This window comes from Streptomyces sclerotialus (assembly GCF_040907265.1).
GTDB lineage: Bacteria > Actinomycetota > Actinomycetes > Streptomycetales > Streptomycetaceae > Streptomyces > Streptomyces sclerotialus.
This window is the reverse complement of sequence record NZ_JBFOHP010000002.1, coordinates 2,270,029-2,289,760: the sequence shown is the minus strand read 5'-3', so window position 1 is coordinate 2,289,760 and position 19,732 is coordinate 2,270,029. Positions and strand designations below refer to the sequence as shown.

The following is a 19,732-nucleotide window of genomic DNA, read 5'->3' as shown; positions in this document are numbered from 1 at the left end:
AGGGTCCGTCGGGAACTGGAGCGCGGACGGGCCATGGCGCGGGCACGTGAGGCCGCAGTGGAGGCGAGCCGTGCCCGGGAGGCCGAGGGCGCGCCCGAGGGCGCTGACGGTACGGAGGAGGAAGGCACAGGGCGCAGTGCGGGCGAGGGTACGGAGGCGCGTACGGAGCGAGCCGATGTGGCCGAGGAGCGCGCGGCCGGCCGGGAACCCGGTGCGGGGCGGCGGAGCGAGGCCGCAGAGCGTGCGCGACGAGCAGTGCGACGTACGGGGCAGAGGCTGGCGAACGCCATCCGTGAGGGCGAGGAGACGGCGCCGTCGGAGGCCGCCGCAGCAAACGTCGAACGGCCGGCAGCGGCGACCGGTGGAGAGGGCGAAGGCCGGAGCCGGGGAGCGGAGCGGGCCCGGCAGGCGTTGAAACGGGCGGCTCCGGAAGCGAGGCGTGCCCGGGAGGAGGCGTCCCGGCCGCAGGCCCGGGAGGCGGAGCAGGGAACGGCCGGGGAGGGCGCGGAGCGATCGGCCGTGCGCCGAAGCGCAGCCGCGGAGCGAGCCCGCCAAGCGGTGGTCCGGACCGGACGGACCAAGACGCGCGCCGACGAGCACGGTGCTGGCGACAACCGTGCTGATGCTGACGAGAACTGTGCCGAAGAGCGTCCTACCGGCGGCAACCACGCCGATGAGGACCCCAGTACGAAGCATCCAGCCGCGCAGCATCCGGACGTGCAGCACCCAGATCGGCAGCGCCCGGACGCGCAGCACGCGGACGTGCAGCACCCAGATCGGCAGCACCTGGACGCGCAGCGCCCGGACGACAAGCACCCGGACGACCAACACCCCCATACGAAGCGCTCTCACGCGACACGTACCGGTGCGAATCACAGCGGCGGTCCGGTCGCGCCCGCTCCTGCCCCGGAGGACGCGTCGGCCGATACGGAAGGGCGCGGTGCCGCCCGTGAAGTGCGGCTGAGGCGGTCGTCGGCGCCGAAGCCTGCGGGGCCGAGGCCGGGACCGGGTCTCGGGCGTGTGGAGAACGCGTCGGAGGGGGCGCGAGGCGCCGGGCAGGCGGTGGACGACGGCGCTGCGGAGGCCGGCCGGGTCGCGGGGCGGGCCCGGGTGTTCCCCGCGGTGGCGGCCGGCGGCGGGAACGGCGAGGAGTTCGCGGAGACCTGGTGGGGACGGGCGTGGCTCGACGCCCTGGAGAGCACGGCGCTCGACACGGCGCGGCTCGCGCGCGGCCGGGACTACGCGAGCGGTGGCCACGTCGGCCGGATCACCGTGGCGCCGGGGCGCATCTCCGCACCCGTGACGGGCAGCCGGCCGTACCCCTACCGAGCCGAACTCCGCCTGCGGCCCTTCCCGGACGCCGTGTGGGAAACCTTCCTCGACGGCGTTGCCGCCCGGCCCGCCCACCTTGCCGCGCTGCTGGGCAGAACCCTGCCGCGGGCGCTGGCCGAGCGCAGGGACGCGGCGGGGGTACGGCTGCTGCCGGGCCCCGGGGACCTCGTACCGCGCTGTTCGTGCCCCGACCGCGGGCATCCCTGCAAGCATGCCGCGGCGCTCTGTTTCCAGGCTGCCCGTCTCCTGGACGCGGACCCGTTCGTCCTGCTCCTCATGCGCGGGCGCGACGAGCGTGAGCTGCTCGACGACCTTTCGCGCCGCAACGCCACGCACAGCGCCCACAGCGAGCGAGCGGCCCGCGCGGCGCTGCCCGTGGTACCGGCCCGCGCCGCGCTGCACGTACGGGAACTCCCACCGCTGCCGCCCCCGTTGCCCGTACCGGAGCACCCCGGCACGCCCCCGGTGCTGCCGACGGCCGACGATCCCGCCATCGACCCGGCCGCCGTCGAACTGCTGGCCGCCGACGCCGCCGCTCGGGCCCGGGCCTGCCTGGCCGCCGCCCAGGCAGCCGCCACCGCGGTCTCCGGCACGACGGCGGCCTCCGGCGCAGCGCCCACAGGGCACGTGCCTTCGCCGTTCCCCGCGCATACGCTCTGGGAGGACGCGATCCGGCTGGTCGCCGGGGCGCACCCCACCTCCGGGCTGACCGCCAGCACGCGGGAGATCTACCGCGGCGTCGCCGAGGCCACCGGCCGGCCGGTGAACGACGTCGCGCGGGCCGTGGCCGCCTGGCGGCAGGGCGGCCGTGAAGGTCTCAGCCTCCTGGAGACGACGTGGGACCCGCCGGCCGGTGACTTCGACCGTGCCCGCAGTGCCCTGTCGGCCGCGGACCTGCCCGCGATGCGTCCCCGGCACAACCACCTCACGGACGCCGACCGCGGCATACAGCTCCGCTTCGGCCACGACGGCCGCTGGTATCCGTACGAATCCGACCCCGGGGCGGAGGACTGGTGGCCCACCGGTCGCGCCGACGCCGACCCCGTGGGCGCCCTCACCCCACTGCTCGCGACTGAATAGAGTCACCCCGTGGAAGGCCTCGACACACTCACCAACGCCCTGGCGCGGCGTACGCCCGAAGAGCTCGCCGCGCTCCTCACCCGGCACGCCGAGCCGCTGTCGCGCCGTCCGGCTCCGGCACGACTTCGTGAACTGGCCGCTTCTCTGTGGTCGTACGAAACGCTCCACCAAGTGGTGCTCGGGCTCGACAAGCCGGGCCTTCAGGTGCTGGCCGTGACCGCCCGGCTCAGCCAGGAGCGTGCGCGGGAGGCCGCGCACGGGCCGGCGGCCCCCGACCCGGGAGCCGGCTACCAGTCCCTCATGGCCCATCGCCTGGCGTTCCCGGATCTCGCGGCGGAGCCGGTGCCGGTGGCGGACGTGCATGCCGCCCTGGAGGCGGCGGGGCACGGCGGCGCCGCGGATCAGGAGGCCGTCGGGGCGGCGCTGGAAGCGCTGTACGAGACGGGGCTCGCCGCGCCGACGGGGGACGGCCGGGTCGTCGTACCCCCACGGACGGCGCAGCTGATCGGCGGCCAAGACCTCGGTGCCTTCGCGCCCTCGCCCCGCACCGCGACGGACGCGTACGCCGATGCGGACGGGCGCTCCGCCCCTGCCGACGAGGACGCCCTGACCGCCGAGTCGCAGGCGGCGGCCGCCGCGCTCGCCGGGGCGCTGGAGCGGCTGCTCGGAGCGCTGGCCGTGCAGCCCGCGGCGCTGCGCAGGTCGGGCGGGCCCGCCGTACGGGAGATCAAGCGGCTGGCCAAGGCGGCCGGCATCTCCGAGCCGCGCACCCGGCTCCTCCTCGACCTGCTGCTCGCGGCCGACCTGATCGCCCTGACCCGCACGCCCACCGGCACCATCGCGTTGCCCACCAGCGGTTACGACGACTGGCTCGGGCTGCCGCCCGGTGAGCGGCTGCTGCCGGTCCTCACCGCGTGGGCCGGGCACTGGGCGATCGCGACGTGGACGCCGTTCGGGGAGACCCCGACGGCCCTGGAGCGCGGGGACGACCGCCGTGCGCCCGCCCTGCGCCAGGGAGTGCTCGCCGCGCTCGCCACCGCCACCGGGGCCGACACCGAGGGCGAGCCCGGCCCCGGTGTACCGATCCCGGCCCCGGACGCCCCTTCCCTGGAGGCGCTGCGCCCTCTGGTCGCGGTCGCCGCCTGGCACCGCCCGCTGGCCGTCGCCGACGAGCCGCTCATCCTGGAACGCACCGCCCACACGCTCGACGAGGCCGCCTTCCTCGGGCTCGTCGCGTACGGCACGCTCACGCCCCTCGGCCGGGCTTTCGTCCGCGCGGAGACGGCCGTCGACCCTGCTCCGCTACGCACGGCCCTGCGGTCGCTCCTCCCGCCACCGCTCGAACAGGCGCTGTTCCAGGGTGACCTGACGGCCATCGTGCCCGGCCCGCCGTCCACCGAGCTGTCCGCGCTGCTCGCCCTCGCCGCCGACCGCGAGTCCGACGACAACGCCACCGCATGGCGGTTCAGCGGCGCCTCCGTCCGCCGGGCACTGGACGCGGGCCGTACCGCGGACGCGCTGATCGACGACCTCACCGCGGTGTCCGCCACCGGCCCGCTGCCGCACCCGCTCACATACCTGATCAAGGACACGGCGCGTACGTACGGGCGCATACGGGTCGTACGCGCCGGCTGCTGCATCCGTTCCGACGACGCCGCGCTGCTGCACGAACTGACGGCGCACCGGGCGCTGCGGGATCTTGGATTGCGGGCGATCGCGCCGACCGTGCTCGTCAGCGCGCAGGAGCCCGGTCCTACGCTCGACGCCCTGCGTGCGGCCGGTTACGCCCCGGCGCTCGAAGCCGAGACCGGTACGACCGTCGTCGAACGCGCTCCCACCCACCGCAGTCAGGCGCCGCTGCGGAAGCCCACCGACCACCTCGCCGTGGCCCGGTCCCTCCTGGGCCACCAGCAGGAGCCGGCGCAGGGGTGAGCTGCGAGGGCAGCTGTCGGCAACAGTGACGGAGTGCGGGGAGGAAACCCTCCGGCCGGCTGTCCGTACGGCCGGAGAGCCTCCCGTCTCATGATCAACTACGTGTGGCGGGAGGTCAACGGCGGACGTCACCCGCCCCGTTCCCGCAGGTCGATGACGTAAGGAGTACCGCGGCGGCAGAATGGCGGGGTGCGGCTGGAAGCGATCACATGGGAACGGCTGACCGACGCGCTCGCCGAGGAGGCGGCGGGCAGGACGGCACAGGACGGCAGTCCGTGGCTGCGCGTGGGTATCGACGCGGCCCCGGCCGCGCGCCCCGGAGAGCTGGCCGGACGGCTCGCCGACGCGCTGCGGCTGCGCGGCCGGTCCGTGCAGAAGAGCGGCACCTACGGGTTCCTGCGGCCGGCGTCGCTGCGCCTGGAGTACGGGCGGCACGACCCGGACGCGTACTACGGCGAGTGGTTCGACCGGCAGGCACTGTGGCGGGAGGTCTTCAACCCGCTGGAGGCCGGGGGCAGCGGCCGCGTCCTCCCCGACCTGTGGGACCCCGAGCGGGACCGTGCGACGCGCAGCCCGTATGTCCAGCTGCCGCCCGGCGGCGTACTGCTGCTGCACGGGCCGCTGCTGCTCGGACAGTGGTTCCCGTTCGACCTGACCGTGCACCTCGCCCTCTCGCCGGGCGCGCTGGAGCGGCGGACGGACGCGAGCGAGCGGTGGACGCTGCCGGCGTTCGAGCGGTACGAGGCGGAGGTCGCGCCCCAGGAGACGGCCGACGTGGTCGTACGGGCCGACGATCCGCGGCGCCCCGCATGGAGCGGCATCGGGCGGCCCGGCGGCGCCTGACTTGTCGCGAACCTCAAGTGATCGCCTACCTCAGGTGATCGCCTACCTCAGGTGATCGCCTACCCCAATCGCCTACCTCACGGGATCGCCAACCTCAAGTGATCGCCCTGCCCGCCTCCCGCACTCATCCAAGATCCACTGCCCGATAGCGTGAGGGCCATGGCAATCGACGAGATGGGCGAGCCGGCGACGCTGCCGGGCAGGACCGGGGCGACGGCGACCGTGGAGGCGTGGCCGCGGTCGGTCGGTGCGGTCAGGACCGTGTACGCGCCGGACCACGACGGTGACCCCGACCCCGGCGAGATCGTGTGGACCTGGGTGCCGTACGAGGAGAACGACGGGCGCGGCAAGGACCGGCCCGTACTGGTCGTCGCCCGGGAACGGGCGGGCACGCTGCTCGCCGTGCAGCTGTCCAGCAAGCGGCACGACGACCGCGAGTGGGTGGCGATCGGCTCGGGGCCCTGGGACCGGGCCGGACGGCCGTCGTGGATCGATCTGGACCGGGTGCTGCGGGTGCATCCGGAGGGCATGCGGCGGGAGGCCTGCGCGCTGGACCGGGGCCGGTTCAACCTCGTCGTGAACAGGCTGCGGGAGCGGTACGGCTGGCGCTGAGCGGACGGCGCGGGGCGGACCGGCGAGGCCGGTCACCCGGTTCCGGACCGGTCACCCGGCCCCGGAGCGTCATGCGTCGGCCGCGGCCAGGATCTTGAGGACGGTGTTCCAGTTGCGGGCGGTGGCGGTGACGCCCAGCTTGACGGACGCCGCGGTGACGGCCGTGGCCAGCCGCGAGCGACCGACGCCGTCCGGACACCAGAGGTACAGGTCGCGGCCGAGCAGCCGGAAGACGTCGGGCTCGTACACGGCCGGGTCCAGGACGTCCAGCGGGGCCGTGTCGGCAGGCGGCTCCGACAGGAACGTGAGGTGCAGCGTCTTGGGCTCCGCCACCGCCTGCGGGAAAGGATTGGCCGCGACCGCGGCGGCGAGGTCGTCGCGGGTGCGGACCATGACCGGTACGGGAACGCCCAGCGCGGCCGCGAAGCCGGCCTCCAGAGTGCGTGCGGTCTCCTCCGGAGGCGTCCCCGGGTCGGCGAAGACGATGTTGCCGGTCTGGAGGAGGACGGTGACGTCCTGGAAGCCCAGCTCCGCCGTCAGCGCGCGCTGCTGCGCCATGGAGAACTTCTTGTGCCCTCCGACGTTGATTCCGCGGAGGAGGGCGACCTGGCGGGGCATGAGCGGGGCCTTTCGCTGGACGAACGTACGGACGTGACGGCGGCCGAGCGGCACATCCCGCCGCTTCACCGGGCGCCGGGCGACGGCGGAGGCGCGCAGCCGCGCCTCAGAACAGCGGCTGAGGGAGCACTCCTTCCAGCGCGAGGAGCTGCCGCTTCGTCTCCAGGCCGCCGCCGAAGCCGCCGAGTCCGCCGCCGCTCTCGACGACGCGGTGACACGGCACGACGACCGGCAGGGGATTGGAGCCCATGGCGGCGCCGACCGCACGAGCGGCCCCCGGCTCGCCGACCCGGTCCGCCAAATCCTGATAGCCGACGACCGTGCCGTACGGGACATGGGTGGCGAGCTCGCGGAGCACCCGCTCGTTGAACCCCGAGGACAGCGACCAGTCCAGCGGCACCGTGAAGTCCCGCAGTTCACCCGCGAAGTACGCGACGAGCTCCACGGCTGCCGTGTCCACCGCCGGTATCGCGGAAACCGGCTCGGGGCCGAACGCGCCGCGCAGCCGGGCGAGCGAGCGGGCCCGGGCCCGCTCGTCGGCGTGGAAGACGACCAGGGCCAGGCCGGTGCCGGTGCCCGCGAGCAGGAGCGGACCGATGGGGGAGTCCAGCATCCGCCAGGCCCAGTCGCGCGGCGGCCGGGCCGGCGCCTGCGGAACCTCGCCCGTGGTCGCCGGGGCCGTCCCGCCGCCCTCGGCGGCGGTCGCCGCGGGGATTTCGCGTTCCTCGGAAATCGTCACGGCTTCAGCCTAGGACCGCCCACTGACAATCGCCGTGGGGAGCGGAGAGTCCGGCTACCGCTCCCGACGGCAGGGCCCGTGGCCCCGATGAGACGGCTCGGCCTCACGCGGCCGGAACCGAGAATCCGGCGTCCTTCACGGCGTCCCGTACGACGTCCGGCTTGTTGGTGATGATGCCGTCCACGCCCCAGCCCGCGACCTTCTTCGCCGTGGCCGCGTCGTCGACGGTCCACGTGTAGACCTCCAGGGGGCGCCCGTGCGGCCCCTCGAAGGCGTGCACGGCGGCCACGTACGCCATGCTCAGCTTTTTGTGACTGGGGTTGATCTGGTCGGCGAACTTCGCGTACTCGGGCAGGTCGGCGACGGCCGGGTTGCCCAGGAAGCCCGTCTTGATGTCAGGGCGCAGCTCGTGGACCTTCTTGACCGAGTCAGCGTTGAAACTCTGGATGATCAGCCGGTGCTTCACGTGCTGCCGGTCCGTCCAGCCCTCGCGCCGCAGTTCCTTGATGGTCTGCGCTTCGATACCGGGGTAGAGCTCGGGGGCCTTCAGTTCCAGCAGCAGCTTCTGGTGGTTGTGGCGGACCGCGTCCATGTAGCGGTCGAGCGTGGGGACCCGCTGCCCCTTGAACTTCGCGCCGAACCAGCTGCCCGCGTCCAGCTTCCGGATCTCGCCGAGGGTGAAGTCGGAGACCTTCCACGGGGCGCGGTCCGGGTACAGCTCCTCGACGTTGGTGGTGCGGTTGAGCGTCGTGTCGTGCATGACGATCAACTTGCCGTCCTTGGTGCGCTGGACGTCGTTCTCCACCCAGTCGATGCCCATGCGGCGCGCCGCGTCGACCGCGGCAATGGTGTTCTCGGGGGCGTAGGCCGAGGCCCCTCGGTGCGCGACGGTGACCGGTCTGTTCGGGCGGTCCGCGGCCTGGGCGGCGGCAGCGGGGAGGCTGAACACCGTCAGCCCCATCAGCACGCCGGTAGCGGCGGCAACAGGCCGAATGTGCATACGGACTCCTCGGGATCGTCGTCGGCGGGGGTGGTCGGCGGCAGGTTCCCAGCGGCGGTGTACTGGAAGATAGGTCAGAGATAGACATAAATTGAACGAGAAGTGTCGTGTGTCCTGGGTTTGGGACCGTCCGGGGGCGTTTTGTGTGGTGTGCCCCGTGCAACGAAGGCCCTTGCCGGAGCCGGGAAACCGCCGCTTGACCAGCGTTCAAGGGCGCCTGGTGGCAGATCGTCGCCTCTTCGCCGAACGGCGGCTTTGGCTTGTTCATCCCTTACGTGCCGCCGCCGGCTCCCCTAGAGGTGACGGGAGTGGCGGACGGGAGGCTGTGGAGGGCGACGAGGCGTGACGCCGTGTGGCCGGACGTATCCGCCGCGTCGCTGTCGGCGTTACGGACCTCCGTTGTCAGTGGCGGGTCGTACGGTTGATGCCATGCGGCCCGTTTCCCAGATCGAACGCACGGTGGCGCCCTTCGAGGTCGTCAGCCCGTATCAGCCCAGCGGCGACCAGCCGGCGGCCATCGCCGAGCTGGAGCAGCGCATCCGCGGCGGTGAGAAGGACGTCGTCCTGCTGGGCGCGACCGGCACCGGCAAGTCGGCGACGACCGCGTGGATGATCGAGAAGCTGCAGCGCCCGACCCTCGTCATGGCGCCCAACAAGACCCTCGCGGCCCAGCTCGCCAACGAATTCCGCGAGCTGCTGCCGAACAACGCCGTCGAGTACTTCGTCTCGTACTACGACTACTACCAGCCCGAGGCGTACGTCCCGCAGTCCGACACGTACATCGAGAAGGACTCCTCGATCAACGAAGAGGTCGAGCGGCTGCGCCACTCCGCGACCAATTCGCTGCTCACCCGGCGGGACGTGGTCGTGGTCTCGTCCGTCTCCTGCATCTACGGCCTGGGCACGCCCCAGGAGTACGTCGACCGGATGGTCCCCCTGAAGGTCGGCGAGGAGATCGACCGCGACCAGCTGCTGCGCCGCTTCGTGGACATCCAGTACACACGGAACGACATGGCGTTCACCCGCGGCACCTTCCGGGTGCGCGGCGACACCATCGAGATCTTCCCGGTCTACGAAGAGCTGGCCGTCCGCATCGAGATGTTCGGCGACGAGATCGAGGCGCTGTCGACCCTCCACCCGCTCACCGGCGAGGTCATCAGCGACGACCAGCAGCTGTACGTCTTCCCCGCGAGCCACTACGTGGCGGGCCCCGAGCGCATGGAGAAGGCGATCGCCGGCATCGAGGCCGAGCTCGCCGACCAGCTCGCCACGATGGAGAAGCAGGGCAAGCTGCTGGAGGCGCAGCGGCTCCGGATGCGTACGACGTACGACATCGAGATGATGCGCCAGATCGGCACCTGCTCCGGCATCGAGAACTACTCGCTGCACATCGACGGCCGCGCGCCCGGCACGGCGCCGAACACCCTCCTCGACTACTTCCCCGAGGACTTTCTCCTGGTCATCGACGAGTCGCACGTCACCGTGCCGCAGATCGGCGCGATGTACGAGGGCGACGCCTCCCGTAAGCGGACCCTGGTCGACCACGGTTTCCGGCTGCCGTCGGCGCTGGACAACCGGCCGCTGAAGTGGGAGGAGTTCCAGGAGCGGATCGGACAGGCCGTCTACCTCTCCGCGACACCGGGTCAGTACGAGCTCTCGCGCGCCGACGGCCACGTCGAGCAGATCATCCGCCCGACCGGCCTGGTCGACCCGGAGGTCGTGGTCAAGCCCACCGACGGGCAGATCGACGACCTGGTCCACGAGATCCGTACGCGCACCGAGAAGGACGAGCGCGTCCTGGTGACGACGCTCACCAAGAAGATGGCCGAGGACCTCACGGACTACTTCCTGGAGCTCGGCATCCAGGTGCGCTACCTCCACAGCGACGTGGACACGCTGCGCCGCGTGGAGCTGCTGCGCGAGCTGCGGGCCGGCGAGTACGACGTCCTGGTCGGCATCAACCTCCTCCGGGAGGGCCTGGACCTCCCCGAGGTCTCCCTGGTGGCGATCCTCGACGCCGACAAGGAGGGCTTCCTGCGGTCCGGTACGTCCCTGATCCAGACGATCGGCCGCGCGGCGCGTAACGTCTCGGGCCAGGTGCACATGTACGCCGACAAGGTCACCCCGGCGATGGCCAAGGCCATCGACGAGACCAACCGGCGCCGCGAGAAGCAGCTCGCGTACAACAAGGAGCACGGCATCGACCCGCAGCCGCTCCGGAAGAAGATCAACGACATCGTCGCGACGATCGCGCGTGAAGAGGTCGACACGCAGGAGCTGCTGGGCACCGGGTACCGCAAGGCGGCCGACGGGAAGGACGCCAAGGGCAAGGCGCCGGTGCCCGCGCTGGGCGGCGCGGCGGAGAAGGCCGGCAAGGGGGCGAAGGGCAAGGGCGGCGCCGTGCCGACGGACCGGCCCGCCGCCGAGCTCGCCGAGATGATCGAGGAGATGACCGACCGCATGCGGGCGGCCGCCGCTGAGCTGCAGTTCGAGGTCGCCGCCCGGCTGCGCGACGAGGTCGGCGAGCTGAAGAAGGAGCTGCGCCAGATGAGGGAAGCAGGGCTGAAGTAGGCGGGGAAACGGGGAGAACGGTGGGCGTACGGGCGTTGCCCGTGCGCCCACCGGCATGTCGAGAGGAAGGCGGGTCAGCCCTTTGCATCTGCCCTGACCAGCGCTTTTGCCTAACTCTTTACTTTTTTATGGGGTTCCTTTACTCTCGATTGCGCGGAGGGGAGTATTCCCTGCTGCGGCGTACCCGTCATCACGGATCGGATGGAGATCCCGGGGCGTCGGCCCACTCAGCGTCGCGGAGCACAGCGCGCGATCTCGGGGCGGAAGAGACCTCCGGCAGCGACGACGCTGTTGTGTTGTTACGAACCTGCCGGAGGAGCAGTGGACGTTTCCCTGAACGTGTGGGTGCTGACCATTCTTGGTCTGTGCGCACTCATCGCCGCCGATTTCTTCATCGGCGGCCGCAAGCCGCACGATGTGTCGATCAAGGAAGCCGGTCTGTGGACCGGTGTATGGATCGCGCTCGCCGCCCTCTTCGGGCTCGGACTTCTCGTGTTCGGCGGCGGACAGCCGGCCGGTGAGTTCTTCGCCGGCTTCATCACCGAGAAGTCGCTGAGCGTCGACAACCTCTTCGTCTTCGTCCTGATCATGGCGAAGTTCTCGGTGCCGTCGATATACCAGCAGCGGGTGCTGATGGTCGGCGTGCTGATAGCGCTCGTGCTGCGGGCCGTCTTCATCGGTGCCGGCGCGGCGATCATCGCCAACTTCTCCTGGGTCTTCTACATCTTCGGCGCCTTCCTCATCTGGACGGCCTGGAAGCTCATCCAGGAGGCGCGGGCCGAGGAGCAGGACGAGGAGTTCGAGGAGAACCGCTTCCTGAAGATGGTCGAGCGGCGCTTCCCGTCGACCGACAAGTACCACGGCACGAAGCTGTTCATCGTGGAGAACGGCAAGCGCCTGATGACGCCGATGCTGATCGTCATGCTGGCGATCGGCACCACCGACGTCCTCTTCGCGCTGGACTCGATCCCCGCGATCTTCGGCCTCACCCAGGACCCGTACATCGTCTTCACCGCCAACGCCTTCGCCCTGATGGGCCTGCGGCAGCTGTACTTCCTCATCGGCGGACTGCTGAAGAAGCTGGTCCACCTCTCGTACGGCCTGTCGGTCATCCTCGGCTTCATCGGCGTGAAGCTGGTGCTGCACGCGCTGCACGAGTCGGGTGTGCACGTCCCGGAGATCAGCATCCCGGTCTCGCTGGGCGTCATCTGCGCCGTGCTGATCGTCACGACGATCACCAGCCTGCGCGCCTCGAAGAAGCAGGCGCAGGCCGAGGCGGCCGCCGGTGCCCCGGAAGGCAAGGACAAGAGCTCCATAGACGTCTGACCGCCGGACGGCGTCCGGGCTGCGCGGGCGCCTGAGGCATGAAGAGCGCGCGGTGTACGGGCCTCACCCGTACACCGCGCGCTCGTCGCTTCCCGCGGCCTACCAGCCGCGCTCGCGCCACTCCGCGAGGTGCGGGCGCTCGGCGCCGAGGGTGGTGTCCGCGCCGTGGCCCGGGTAGACCCAGGTCTCGTCCGGCAGCTGTGCGAAGAGCTTGCTCTCCACGTCGTCGATGAGGCTGGCGAAGTCCTTCGCGTTGCCGCGGGTGTTACCGACCCCGCCGGGGAAGAGGCAGTCGCCCGTGAAGAGATGCGGATGGCCGTGCGGGTCGTCGTAGACCAGGGCGATGCTGCCGGGAGTGTGGCCGACCAGGTGGCGGGCGGTGAGCGTGACCCGTCCGACGCTGATGGTGTCGCCGTCGTCGACCAGGACGTCCGTCGGTACGGGGATTCCCTCGGCGTCGTGGCGGCCGGCGAAGGTCCGTGCGCCGGTCGCTCCGACCACCTCCGCCAGTGCCCCCCAGTGGTCCTGGTGCCGGTGCGTGGTGACGACCGAGGAGATGCCGCTCTCGCCGATCAGCCCGAGGAGCGACTGCGGCTCGGCGGCGGCGTCGATCAGTACCTGCGTATCGGTCGCGCGACAGCGCAACAGGTAGGCGTTGTTGTCCATCGGACCGACCGCGATCTTGGAGATGATGAGGTCGGTCAGCTCGTGTACGTCGGCCGGTCCGCCGACCTTTACTGCTCCGGTGTACGCCATGCCCGCAGCCTACTGGCCGGGTTCCGGGAGGCACTCCGTGCGGGGCCACGTACCGTCCCGGTGCCCGGAAGGGGGCACGGTGTCGCGGTCAGCGGTCCGGCAGCTCCGGCAGACGGGCGCCGCCGCCGGTGACGAGGCCGGCACCTGCCGTGCGGCCGGTGAGCCAGCCCACGAGCGCGGTCGGAGAGCCGCTGACGGTGAGCGGGGTGCCGTCCGCGCGGCCCGTCCGCCAGCTCCGCCCGTCGTCGGTACGCAGCTCCAGCGCGGCGACCTCCGCGTCGTCCTTCAGCCGCCGCTCCGCCAGGAAGGCCAGCTCGGCGTCCACGTACTCCGGCGCCAGGTGGTCGACCGTGTAGCCGACGCCGAGGTCCACGTGGTGCAGCTCGACCTCGGCGAGGCGGCGGAAGGGCAGCCGGCCGGCCTGCTCGATGACGCCGTTCCGCATCTCGACCTCGTACGACAGGCCCTCGGGGCCCAGGGCCGAGCAGGCCGTCTCCCAGCGTTCGGCGCTGGACCGCAGGTCCTCGACGTGAGCGGCCAGCGGGCGGCCGGCATCGCGCTCGATGTCGGCGTCGCGGGCAGCGGGGGAGGCGTACATGGGCGTGCGGGTGCCCGTACGCGCCCACGTGAGCAGGTTGGCGAGGGCGTCGGCGTTGCGCGCGAGGTGGGCGAGCACATGGCCGCGGGTCCAGTCGGGCAGTAGGGAGGGCTCGCCGACGGCCTCGTCGTCGAGCTTGGCCACGGAGACCAGGAGACGGTCGGTGGCGGCGTGGACGGCTGCCGCGTCGTACGCGAATTCCTGTGCGATGTCGGTCATGGGACCGAAGCTAGCGCCGCCGACGTTGCAGCGGGAGTCGGCGCGCGTCGGCAGCCGGGAGCGCGCAGCGGTCCGGGCACGCGCCGAGGGGAAGGGACGGGCCGCCCGCGGTGTTGAGGGGGAGGACGTCGGAGCCGGGGGTCAGGCGTCCTCCAGGTCGGGACGTGCTCCAGGGGTCGGGAGCGTATGTGCAGGTCATCGGCGGTGCGAGCGGTTCGGGACCCGGCGTTGTCAGACCCCGGAGTTACGGTGAATGGCGCGGTGGGTTCCGGCGTCCGGCGCGGTCGTGACCGGGTGTTCGGCAGGGCGTCGCCAGGCGGCCGGATCCACTGTGCAGCAGGCCGCCCGGTGCCCGTGCGCCGGAGCCACCGACGCCTTCGCGTCAGTGGCGCGCCGTTCGGCCACACCTTCGGGTGAACCCGGTCGGCGGAGACCGTAAATCGAATGCACGTGCTATAGGCTCGTGTGTGGCATCGAAACGACATTGAACAGACATTGCCGCGGCGGCCCCCATACCCTGGGGCGGGGGTGCGCGGCACCCCGCCCCTCTCACGAAAGGTGCCGACCGGCGTGACAGACCGTCTCATCGTCCGTGGCGCTCGCGAGCACAACCTCCGCAACGTCTCGCTCGACCTCCCCCGCGACTCCCTCATCGTCTTCACGGGCCTTTCCGGGTCGGGCAAGTCCTCGCTCGCGTTCGACACGATCTTCGCCGAGGGCCAGCGGCGCTACGTCGAGTCGCTGTCCTCGTACGCCCGGCAGTTCCTCGGGCAGATGGACAAGCCCGACGTCGACTTCATCGAGGGCCTGTCCCCGGCGGTCTCGATCGACCAGAAGTCGACCTCTCGCAACCCCCGCTCGACGGTCGGCACGATCACCGAGGTCTACGACTACCTCCGCCTGCTCTTCGCCCGCATCGGCAAGCCGCACTGCCCCGAGTGCGGCCGCCCGATCGCCCGCCAGTCGCCGCAGGCCATCGTGGACAAGGTGCTGGAGCTCCCCGAGGGCAGCCGCTTCCAGGTGCTCTCGCCGCTCGTCCGCGAGCGCAAGGGCGAGTTCGTCGACCTCTTCTCCGACCTCCAGACCAAGGGGTACAGCCGGGCCCGGGTCGACGGCGAGACGGTCCAGCTCTCCGACCCGCCGAAGCTGAAGAAGCAGGAGAAGCACACCATCGAGGTGGTCGTCGACCGCCTCACGGTCAAGGACAGCGCCAAGCGCCGGCTGACCGACTCCGTCGAGACCGCGCTGGGCCTGTCCGGCGGCATGGTCATCCTCGACTTCGTGGACCTCGACGCCGACGATCCGCAGCGCGAGCGGATGTACTCGGAGCACCTCTACTGCCCGTACGACGACCTGTCGTTCGAGGAGCTGGAGCCGCGCTCCTTCTCCTTCAACTCGCCCTTCGGCGCCTGCCCCGAGTGCACGGGCATCGGTACGCGCATGGAGGTCGACCCCGAGCTGATCGTCCCGGACGAGGACAAGTCGCTCGACGAAGGCGCCATCCACCCCTGGTCGCACGGCCACAACAAGGAGTACTTCGGCCGGCTGATCGACGCGCTCGCCGACGCGCTCGGCTTCCGTACGGACATCCCGTGGGCCGGGCTGCCGCAGCGCGCCAAGAAGGCCCTGCTCAACGGCCACCGGACCCGCATCGAGGTGCGCTACCGCAACCGTTACGGGCGGGAGCGGGCGTACACCACGCCGTTCGAGGGTGCCCTGCCGTTCGTGCGGCGGCGGCACTCCGAGGCGGAGAGCGACTCCAGCCGCGAGCGCTTCGAGGGCTACATGCGCGAGGTGCCCTGCCCGGCCTGCGACGGCACGCGCCTGAAGCCGATCGTGCTGGCCGTCACCGTGCAGGACAAGTCCATCGCCGAGGTCGCGGCCATGTCGATCAGCGACTGTGCCGACTTCCTGCGGGACATGAAGCTGGACGCCCGGCAGAAGAAGATCGCCGAGCGGGTGCTCAAGGAGGTCAACGAGCGGCTGCGGTTCCTGGTCGACGTCGGCCTGGACTACCTGTCGCTGAACCGCGCGGCCGGCACCCTCTCCGGCGGCGAGGCGCAGCGCATCCGGCTCGCCACCCAGATCGGTTCCGGCCTGGTGGGCGTCCTCTACGTCCTCGACGAGCCGTCCATCGGCCTGCACCAGCGGGACAACCACCGCCTGATCGAGACCCTGGTCCGCCTCCGTGACCTGGGTAACACCCTCATCGTCGTCGAGCACGACGAGGACACCATCAAGACCTCGGACTGGGTGGTGGACATCGGCCCCGGCGCCGGTGAGCACGGCGGCAAGGTCGTGCACAGCGGCCCGTTGAAGGAGCTGCTGGCCAACGAGGATTCGATGACCGGGCAGTACCTGGCCGGCAAGAAGGTCATCCCGACGCCGGACGTGCGCCGGCCCGTCGACCCCGAGCGCCGCCTGACGGTGCACGGCGCGAAGGAGAACAACCTCCGCGACATCGACGTGTCCTTCCCGCTCGGCGTGCTGACCGCCGTCACCGGTGTCTCCGGTTCCGGCAAGTCGACGCTGGTCAACGACATCCTCTACACCCACCTGGCACGAGAGCTGAACGGCGCCAAGTCGGTGCCGGGCCGCCACACCCGGGTCGAGGGCGACGAGCTGGTCGACAAGGTCGTACACGTCGACCAGTCGCCCATCGGCCGTACCCCGCGGTCGAACCCGGCGACGTACACCGGCGTCTTCGACCACGTCCGCAAGCTGTTCGCGGAGACGATGGAGGCGAAGGTCCGCGGCTACCTGCCGGGACGCTTCTCCTTCAACGTCAAGGGCGGCCGCTGCGAGAACTGCTCCGGCGACGGCACCATCAAGATCGAGATGAACTTCCTGCCGGACGTCTACGTGCCGTGCGAGGTGTGCCACGGGGCGCGGTACAACCGCGAGACGCTGGAGGTGCACTACAAGGGCAAGTCCATCGCCGAGGTGCTGGACATGCCGATCGAGGAGGCGCTGGACTTCTTCGAGGCGGTGCCGACGATCTCGCGGCACCTGAAGACGCTCAACGAGGTCGGCCTCGGGTACGTCCGGCTCGGGCAGCCCGCGCCGACGCTCTCCGGCGGTGAGGCGCAGCGCGTGAAGCTGGCGTCGGAGCTGCAGAAGCGTTCGACGGGCCGCACGGTCTACGTCCTGGACGAGCCGACGACCGGTCTGCACTTCGAGGACATCAGCAAGCTGATCCGCGTGCTGTCCGGACTGGTCGACAAGGGCAACTCCGTGATCGTCATCGAGCACAACCTCGATGTGATCAAGACGGCCGACTGGCTCGTGGACATGGGCCCGGAGGGCGGCAGCGGCGGTGGCCTGGTCGTCGCCGAGGGCACACCCGAGCAGGTCGCGGCGGTCCCGGCCAGCCACACCGGCAAGTTCCTGCGGGACATCCTCGGCGACCGGGTCAGCGACGCGGCCTCGTCCGGGAAGGCACCGGCCAAGCGCTCAGCGGCGAAGAAGACCACGTCCGCCGCGGCGAAGACGCCGGCCAAGAAGACGGTCACGAAGAAGGCCGCGGCCGGAAAGACGGTGGCCGCGGAGACGGCACCCAAGAGGAAGGCGGTGACGAAGTCGGTGCCGGTGGAGGCGAAGGCCGCGGCGACGAAGGCCGCGAAGACGAAGCCCGCGAAGTCGAAGCCGGCTCGCGGCAAGGGGGCGGCTGCCGGGTAGCGGCCGGACAGCGGTTGGGGGGAGAAGTGAAGTGAGGTCGGGCCCGACGGGGCGGGCCCGACCGGCCCGCTCCGGTGGGGTGAGGGCCAACCTCAGCCTGAGGCAGTGCGCCGGTGAGGGCGCGCTCGGGCGGGGAGGGGCCCCGCCCGTCAAGGAGCGCGGCCCGTCAGAGAGCCCTGCCGTCAAGGAGCGCGGCCTGTCAGGGAGCCCGGCTCGTCAAGGAGTGCGGCCCGTCAGAGAGCCCTGCCCATTAGAGGGCCTGGCCCGTCAGGGAGCGCGGCCCGTAAAAAAAGCCCTGCTCGTCAGAGGGCCTGGCTCGTCAAGGAGGACGGCCCGTCAGAGGGCCTGGCCTGTCAGGGAGCGAGGCTCGTCAAGGAGTCCGGCTTGTTCTGGTGGGGCCCTCGGAGGCGGTGTCCGGGGGTGGGGCACAAGTGAGCTTCGTGGCTGAGCGGCCCGGGCGGCCTGGGGCTCCGGGTGTTGGGTCGGGACGGCGGACGATCTTGCGGCCCGGGCTTTCGGGACAGGGCCGGGCCGTTCACGTGTCGTAGCCGGGTGGCGCGGTCCCGGGCGTTGTGCGTGCGACCGACAGGGGGCGCTGGGCGACCGCGCGGAGGCCTTCGGCAGGCACGACGGGAATGCGGGTGGCAGGACGAGCGCTACCATACCCGCCGGGGTATTCGTGGAAAGGAAAGGCCGTGGAGCTGCCAGCAGAGGAACTGAAGGGCGCCGTCAACCGGCTGCGCCGGGCCCAGGGGCAGATCACCGGGGTCATCGGGATGATCGAGCAGGGCCGGTCCTGTGAAGAGGTCGTCACGCAGCTCGCCGCGGCCTCCCGAGCGTTGGACCGGGCCGGCTTCGCGATCATCGCCACCGGCCTGGAGCACTGCCTGACGGACGACGGCACGGGACCGGAGATGGAACGCGACGAGATGCGCGCCAAGCTGGAGAAGTTGTTCTTGTCGTTGGCGTGAGCCGCCGCCAGGACACCTCCGCCAGGACACCTCCGCCACGACACCTCCGCCGGGACGCCGTCGGCTGTACGTCCGAAGGCCCCGTCGGACGGGCGGCCCTCGGGCTCAGGCGAGTTCGGAGGCGTACGGGGGTTCCGCGCCCGGGCGGGAGCAGGTGAGGGCTGCGGCTCGGGCGGCGTAGGCGAGGATGTCGCGCCAGGCGTTCTCGTCCAGGGCCGCCAGTGCCGCGGGGGAGAGCGCCTGATGCGCGTCCAGGCGGTGCAGGAGCGCGGCGTTGACCGTGTCGCCCGCGCCGATGGTGTCCACGACCTCGACGCGTTCGCCCGGTACGGAGACCTCGCCGCCCGCGGTCGCGACGGTCAGGCCGTCGCCGCCCCGGGTGAGTACGACCGCCGCCGGGCCTGCTGCCAGCCACTCCTTCACGGCGCCGGCCACCGCGTCGGCTGCTGCCTCCTCCGGCAGGCCGTCCGCGTCGGCCAGCCAGCGGGCGTCCTCCTCCGAGAGCTTGAGCAGGGCGACGTGCGGGAGCCAGGAGTGGAAGCGGGCGCGGTAGGCGTCCGGGTCGGGGATCAGACCGGCGCGGATGTTCGGGTCGAGCGCCGTGAAGACGCCGCGGGCCGCCTCGCGCCGCATCAGCGCCTCGTACGCGCTCGCGCCCGGTTCCAGGACCAGGGAGCAGGTGCCCAGGGAGAGGGCGCGTACGCCGTCGGGGAGGGCGGGCGGCAGGGTGAAGAGGCGGTCGGCGGTGCCCTCGACGTAGAAGCCGTAGCCGGCCGAGCCGTCGGGGCTGATGTCCGCCAGGGCGAGAGTGGTGGGCTCCGCGCCCCGCTGGACCAGAGAGGTGTCGACGCCTGCCGTCCGCAGGCCGTCCAGCAGGGACGCGCCGAAGGAGTCGGTCGAGACCCGCGAGCAGAAGGCAGCCGGCGAGCCGAGCCGTCCGAGCGCGACCGCGGTGTTGTACGGCCCGCCGCCCCGCCGTGGTGACAGCGCGGGCAGCGGCGGCGCCGCGCTGTCGGCGGAGGCGCGCTCGCCGTCCGCTGCGCTCGCGGGAACGAGGTCGATGAGGGCTTCGCCGGCGACGACGATCACGAGGGGTCCTTTCCGGGGCCGGTCCGGTGTACGGGGGGTGGGATGCGCGGGAGCGGTACGGGCGAGACGGGTGAGGCAGTCGAGTCGGGCGATATGGGCGGTACGGGCGGTACGGGCGAGTGTCATACGGCAGGCCGCTCCCGCGTCACGGGGAGCGCGTCATGCGGAGGCCTGCCCTCGCATGAGACACGCCGCCCCATGAGAGGGGAGAGGCGGCGTGCTCCGAGGCCCCGACGCGCTCCCGCGCCCCGGCGCCCCGACGCGCTCCCGCGCCCCGGCGCCCCGACGCGCTCCCGCGCCCCGGCGCCCCGACGCGCTCCCGCGCCCCGGCGCCCCGACGCGCTCCCGCACCCCGGTACCGCAACGCG

Annotated in this window: 14 protein-coding genes; 8 read left to right on the top strand and 6 right to left on the bottom strand. The window is 71.8% G+C overall.

The features are described 5' to 3' along the window. Positions 1–1,062 precede the first annotated feature (1,062 nt). From AAC944_RS10220 to AAC944_RS10205, 4 genes are all read left to right on the top strand, one after another. A complete protein-coding gene (locus AAC944_RS10220; RefSeq protein WP_051872064.1) occupies positions 1,063–2,412 on the top strand; it encodes an SWIM zinc finger family protein in 1,350 nt (449 codons plus the stop codon). 9 nt (positions 2,413–2,421) lie between these two features. Further along, on the top strand, positions 2,422–4,344 hold the full coding sequence (locus AAC944_RS10215) for a helicase-associated domain-containing protein (RefSeq protein ID WP_037772786.1): 1,923 nt from the start codon (positions 2,422–2,424) through the stop codon (positions 4,342–4,344). 189 nt (positions 4,345–4,533) lie between these two features. Continuing rightward, complete coding sequence (locus tag AAC944_RS10210; protein ID WP_030619283.1) at positions 4,534–5,187, top strand: nucleoside/nucleotide kinase family protein; 654 nt, start codon at positions 4,534–4,536, stop codon at positions 5,185–5,187. Positions 5,188–5,346: 159 nt separating this feature from the next. After that, positions 5,347–5,799, top strand: coding sequence for a type II toxin-antitoxin system PemK/MazF family toxin (locus AAC944_RS10205; protein WP_030619280.1), 453 nt, complete (start codon positions 5,347–5,349; stop codon positions 5,797–5,799). A 69-nt stretch (positions 5,800–5,868) separates the two neighbouring features. Here AAC944_RS10205 and AAC944_RS10200 read toward each other — a convergent pair whose 3' ends face one another. The 3 genes from AAC944_RS10200 to AAC944_RS10190 all read right to left on the bottom strand — a co-directional run bounded on the left by AAC944_RS10200 (position 5,869) and on the right by AAC944_RS10190 (position 8,156). Further along, the gene (locus tag AAC944_RS10200; RefSeq protein WP_030619277.1) at positions 5,869–6,417 is read right to left on the bottom strand and encodes a DUF1697 domain-containing protein; all 549 of its coding nucleotides are present in this window, start codon (positions 6,415–6,417) and stop codon (positions 5,869–5,871) included. A gap of 106 nt (positions 6,418–6,523) precedes the next feature. Further along, on the bottom strand, positions 6,524–7,030 hold the full coding sequence (locus AAC944_RS10195) for a methylated-DNA--[protein]-cysteine S-methyltransferase (protein ID WP_030619274.1): 507 nt from the start codon (positions 7,028–7,030) through the stop codon (positions 6,524–6,526). 229 nt (positions 7,031–7,259) lie between these two features. Further along, positions 7,260–8,156, bottom strand: a complete 897-nt coding sequence (locus tag AAC944_RS10190; protein WP_030619271.1) for a glycerophosphodiester phosphodiesterase — start codon at positions 8,154–8,156, stop codon at positions 7,260–7,262. 429 nt (positions 8,157–8,585) lie between these two features. Between AAC944_RS10190 and uvrB the strand changes: the two genes are divergently transcribed. Beyond that, on the top strand, positions 8,586–10,727 hold the full coding sequence (gene uvrB, locus AAC944_RS10185) for an excinuclease ABC subunit UvrB (protein WP_030619264.1): 2,142 nt from the start codon (positions 8,586–8,588) through the stop codon (positions 10,725–10,727). 321 nt (positions 10,728–11,048) lie between these two features. Further along, positions 11,049–12,053 carry a TerC family protein gene (locus AAC944_RS10180; RefSeq protein ID WP_030619261.1) on the top strand — a complete coding sequence of 335 codons (1,005 nt, stop codon included), beginning with the start codon at positions 11,049–11,051 and terminating at the stop codon, positions 12,051–12,053. Positions 12,054–12,152: 99 nt separating this feature from the next. Here AAC944_RS10180 and AAC944_RS10175 read toward each other — a convergent pair whose 3' ends face one another. Further along, positions 12,153–12,809: an MBL fold metallo-hydrolase gene (locus tag AAC944_RS10175; RefSeq protein WP_030619259.1), complete on the bottom strand. Its 657-nt coding sequence runs from the start codon at positions 12,807–12,809 to the stop codon at positions 12,153–12,155. Between the two features lie 88 nt (positions 12,810–12,897). Next, positions 12,898–13,626 carry a maleylpyruvate isomerase family mycothiol-dependent enzyme gene (locus AAC944_RS10170; RefSeq protein WP_030619256.1) on the bottom strand — a complete coding sequence of 243 codons (729 nt, stop codon included), beginning with the start codon at positions 13,624–13,626 and terminating at the stop codon, positions 12,898–12,900. Between the two features lie 570 nt (positions 13,627–14,196). On the opposite strand from AAC944_RS10170, the gene uvrA reads away from it, so the two are divergent. Together uvrA and AAC944_RS10160 are read left to right on the top strand one after the other, a co-directional pair. Next, positions 14,197–17,304, top strand: a complete 3,108-nt coding sequence (gene uvrA / locus AAC944_RS10165; protein WP_030619252.1) for an excinuclease ABC subunit UvrA — start codon at positions 14,197–14,199, stop codon at positions 17,302–17,304. A gap of 701 nt (positions 17,305–18,005) precedes the next feature. Further along, the gene (locus tag AAC944_RS10160) at positions 18,006–18,275 is read left to right on the top strand and encodes a metal-sensitive transcriptional regulator (protein WP_438272818.1); all 270 of its coding nucleotides are present in this window, start codon (positions 18,006–18,008) and stop codon (positions 18,273–18,275) included. 105 nt (positions 18,276–18,380) lie between these two features. On the opposite strand, the gene AAC944_RS10155 is transcribed toward AAC944_RS10160, so the two are convergent. Then, positions 18,381–19,364 carry a carbohydrate kinase family protein gene (locus AAC944_RS10155; RefSeq protein ID WP_030619248.1) on the bottom strand — a complete coding sequence of 328 codons (984 nt, stop codon included), beginning with the start codon at positions 19,362–19,364 and terminating at the stop codon, positions 18,381–18,383. Between the last annotated feature and the right edge of the window lie 368 nt (positions 19,365–19,732).

Coding starts and splice junctions, on each gene's coding strand:
- AAC944_RS10205 (WP_030619280.1), top strand. CDS start 5,347: ATGGCAATCGACGAGATGGGCGAGCCGGCGACGCTGCCGGGCAGGACC.
- AAC944_RS10200 (WP_030619277.1), bottom strand. CDS start 6,417: ATGCCCCGCCAGGTCGCCCTCCTCCGCGGAATCAACGTCGGAGGGCAC.
- AAC944_RS10195 (WP_030619274.1), bottom strand. CDS start 7,030: ATGCTGGACTCCCCCATCGGTCCGCTCCTGCTCGCGGGCACCGGCACC.
- AAC944_RS10190 (WP_030619271.1), bottom strand. CDS start 8,156: ATGCACATTCGGCCTGTTGCCGCCGCTACCGGCGTGCTGATGGGGCTG.
- uvrB (WP_030619264.1), top strand. CDS start 8,586: ATGCGGCCCGTTTCCCAGATCGAACGCACGGTGGCGCCCTTCGAGGTC.
- AAC944_RS10175 (WP_030619259.1), bottom strand. CDS start 12,809: ATGGCGTACACCGGAGCAGTAAAGGTCGGCGGACCGGCCGACGTACAC.
- AAC944_RS10170 (WP_030619256.1), bottom strand. CDS start 13,626: ATGACCGACATCGCACAGGAATTCGCGTACGACGCGGCAGCCGTCCAC.